At 36.7% G+C, this 3,741-nt stretch carries 3 protein-coding genes; 2 read left to right on the forward strand and 1 reads right to left on the reverse strand.

The genetic code is table 11. The features are described from left to right. Positions 1 to 115: 115 nt before the first annotated feature. On the reverse strand, positions 116 to 310 hold the full coding sequence (locus JQC92_RS21395; RefSeq protein ID WP_205001559.1) for a winged helix-turn-helix domain-containing protein: 195 nt from the start codon (positions 308 to 310) through the stop codon (positions 116 to 118). A 169-nt stretch (positions 311 to 479) separates the two neighbouring features. Here JQC92_RS21395 and JQC92_RS21400 point away from each other — a divergent pair, with 169 nt between their 5' ends. Together JQC92_RS21400 and JQC92_RS21405 are read left to right on the forward strand one after the other, a co-directional pair. After that, positions 480 to 2,816, forward strand: coding sequence for a CocE/NonD family hydrolase (locus tag JQC92_RS21400; protein ID WP_205001560.1), 2,337 nt, complete (start codon positions 480 to 482; stop codon positions 2,814 to 2,816). 216 nt (positions 2,817 to 3,032) lie between these two features. After that, positions 3,033 to 3,560 (forward strand): hypothetical protein, encoded by a 528-nt coding sequence (locus JQC92_RS21405; protein ID WP_205001561.1) that lies wholly within the window; start codon positions 3,033 to 3,035, stop codon positions 3,558 to 3,560. Positions 3,561 to 3,741 lie beyond the last annotated feature (181 nt).

The raw sequence follows: 3,741 nt of genomic DNA on the forward strand, positions 1-3,741 counted from the left end.
GACCATAGATCTTGGTTGAAAATTGACATGATGCGTTGCCTTATCTAGTGTAATTTACTGATCAGATCAACGAAACGATAATAAGTTCAATTTCCATAATATTTGTGTAGAAGAGTCAGGCATTATCGCTGACAAAACGACCTAACCAAACTTGCTCAATCAACTTATCTTTACTGATAATCTGATCAAGATTCTGACAAAAATAGCTTAACAGTTCCACCATCATTGGTTCCAATTGATGAGAACTGTCATTAGACGTTAACGTTTGTTGCTGATCACAAAAAACGAACTGTGCAATTTGCCAACGCATGCAACTACCTATCATTACTATAATTGCTGGTAAAATAGCATGTTACTCAGTATTGGTCAGCAAAAGTCACGAAAAGTAACACTCTGTTCACTACAAATATTCAATCTCGTTTTACTTTATCTCCTACAACAAATTAACAAATAAAACTTGAACAGTTTAAGGCGATAGTATGACCGAAAAAGACTTTAATAGAGCAAACTCAAACCCTTTTGCACTACGCTTTTTCTCTATTTTTATAGCAATAACTCTAGTATTTGTAATAGGGAATGCTAAAGCGAAAGAAAAAAAACAGCAGACTTATACCACCCCATCACATTTGACAAAAGCTCCGATGAAGAACCGCCAAGATGCCTTGCGCTTGCTGGAACAAGATAAATTTCGTCAAGAACTGCTAAATCTTGCTAAGCAGATCCCCACTGTAACGATTAATGAAGAAAGCATGTTTAATAAAGTTGGATTATTATCAATTTTGAATAAGCACAGCACGCTTATTCAAACTGTTGCTCAACACCCTAATTCGATAACTTACTTGCATTACACGTTACACAGCGAAACTCAATTAAAGCTGAAAAGTTCTGAGCACGCCTTATTTACTGACATCTTGACGGATGAGTTTAGTCATTCGTTAACTGATATGAATGATGAACGATTATTTCAAGTAACTAGTGCCTTGGGTTGGTCTGTTTCCAGAGCACAAGATTATGTTTATAAGGTATTCAAGCGCTATAAACATTTGCCCACTCTAAATTCTAACCAAGCGATTAACTTAATTGTTAACGCTCACATATATGAAGTACTTTCAAAAGTAATTCCAATAAGCAAAAAGTTACTGAGTGAGGAAAGTAACCAGCGTTATGATATTGAACCTGACGTCCTAATCAAGGCTCCAAATGGAGTTGAGTTGTCAGCCACTATTGTAAAACGGAAACACTCTACCAACAAACTTCCGACAGCTCTGCAATTTACAATTTACGCTGATGAATCCGCGCATATACAAACGGCAATTCATGCCGCTGCACATGGATATGTTGGCGTGGTGGTAAATTCTAGAGGCAAACGTTCTAGTTCGAATAAAGTTATACCATGGGAACACGAAGGCAAAGACGCTACGAGTGCCATTGACTGGATAAGCAAGCAACCTTGGAGTAATGGGGATGTCGTGATGTATGGTGGAAGTTACAATGGTTTTACCCAGTGGGCAGCAGCCAAACATATGCATCCTGCTCTCAAGGCGATGTCGCCTTATACAGCTGCAAGCTTAATCACAGGCCTACCTTATGAAAATAATATTGTGTTAACTGGGAATTACCCGTGGGCATTTCATGTAACGAATAACAAAACGATGGACAACAGCGTGTACGCGGATTGGCAAAAGAGCGACCAATTGTTAACCTCTTTATTTGAAAGTGGAAAAGCAACTAAAGATATAGATAAAATCGACGGCAAGCCCAACCCTTGGTTTCAAAAATGGTTACAGCACCCAAGCTTTGATAGTTACTATCAAGCTATGGTTCCTTATCAAGCAGAATACGCCAATATTAATATTCCAGTGCTGAGCATCACAGGATATTTTGATGGTGGACAGATTTCTGCATTGGACTACTTAAAAAATCATTATAAATATAATAAAAACGCCGATCATTCGTTATTAATTGGTCCATATAATCATGGCACCGCACAAGGAAAGCCTCGCTCACATCACAGTAATTATAAACTTGATGATGCAGCATTAGAAAAAGACACCGAAGAGCTTGTGTTTGAGTGGTTCGATCATGTTTTATTCAATCACAAAATGCCAAGTTTATTGAAAAACAAGATTAACTATCAGTTAATGGGAAGCAACCAGTGGCGTCATGTCAGCTCGTTAGACGAACTCAATAATCAATCACAAACATTTTTTTTGACCACATCTGAAAATGAATCTGGTGACTATTCCCTTTCGACCAATCCTGAAGATAAAATTGCCTATGTTGCACAAACAGTGGATTTAGCCGACAGAACAACAGAACATAACAAAGCGCCATGGCCTGTTATACAAGGTCAACTTAACGAATCTAGTGGACTTGTTTTCATGACTGATTCTTTTGACGAATCTCAAGAGCTCGCTGGTGCGATTACTGGGCACTTATCCATCTCCATCAATAAGAAAGATGTTGATATTGGTTATAATTTCTATGAGATTGATAAAGAAGGTAATGCCTTTCACTTAAACAATTACCGAAGTAGAGTCAGCTATGCGAATGATATGAGTCAACGAGAATTGTTGAAACCTAATACAAAAACATTTGTTCCCATCGTTAATGCAAGAATAACCGCTAAACTCATCAAAAAAGGCAGTAAGCTCGTTATGGTGCTCAATGTAAACAAAAATCGAGATGCACAAGTTAATATGGGCTCAGGTAAAGATGTTAGTGAAGAAACGATTCAAGATGCAGGTGAAAACCTAAACATAAAATGGTTTAACGACAGTCAAATTAACATTCCATTAAAACCTTGGAAAGGTTAGTGCTTCAATCCGCTACCAACACACTCAAGTTATTAAACTTAACTTGAGTGTGTTAATAATCTTAGTGTAATCTCAAAACGTTGTAAAACGAAGTTGGACAATTGCGTGCCAAGCATTCGAACTGTTAAAAGCATAAAATTTAGCAAATCTCTATATTACTTATTTGAATTAAGTTAGAAAATTCAGAATAACTGTCACATAGTTCAATGTGATAATTTGTCAGTTATTTCTTCGGTAAAACATATGTCGGTATCATCAGTAAAAAATATAGGAAATGACAATAATTCACATATTCCTGCTTCAAGAAAACCCCAGTCATGGGAGTCTTCTTATAACAAAACTTATGATGTTAGTGATAGTGATGATGAATCTCCTCAATCCATAGATTTTTTATCGAAAAAAGCAACGGCACGTGCATCCTCACGTCAAGAACACGAATTATTGATGAGGCTTGACCAGCCAAATTTTGACCGAAGAATTGAGGCACAATATTGTGCAAATTGCACACTTACCAAATACTGTATAAAGCATAAGCCTCAACCATTACCTTCAGATGAACATCAAGCTTATATAGAAACACAAAAAAAGTGCACTCAAGAAATAACAGAAATTGAAAGTAAACTAGGAGAAGCTAAAAGACAAGGTAAACCTTTTGAACACCTCCAAATGGCACTTTTATATGCTCGTAAAGCTAAAGATAAATTTAGGGAAGACTATGAATTAAGGAACAAGCAACAAATTTAATGACAATGGTAACTTAGCTCATTTCGGAGCATTTCCGTGTTTCGCACTGTAAACCGCCTTTGGACATAAACGTGTTTCGGTTTCGGTTCGTAATCAAAAAATTGCATTAGAAAAAGTATCTCTGAAATCAAATTTCTGAAAGCTACGACTAGCCCTAAAAAACAACTTAGGGCTTACATCA

Source organism: Parashewanella hymeniacidonis, assembly GCF_016900895.1.
GTDB classification, from domain to species: Bacteria; Pseudomonadota; Gammaproteobacteria; order Enterobacterales; family Shewanellaceae; genus Parashewanella; species Parashewanella hymeniacidonis.

Coding starts and splice junctions, on each gene's coding strand:
- JQC92_RS21400 (WP_205001560.1), top strand. CDS start 480: ATGACCGAAAAAGACTTTAATAGAGCAAACTCAAACCCTTTTGCACTA.
- JQC92_RS21395 (WP_205001559.1), bottom strand. CDS start 310: ATGCGTTGGCAAATTGCACAGTTCGTTTTTTGTGATCAGCAACAAACG.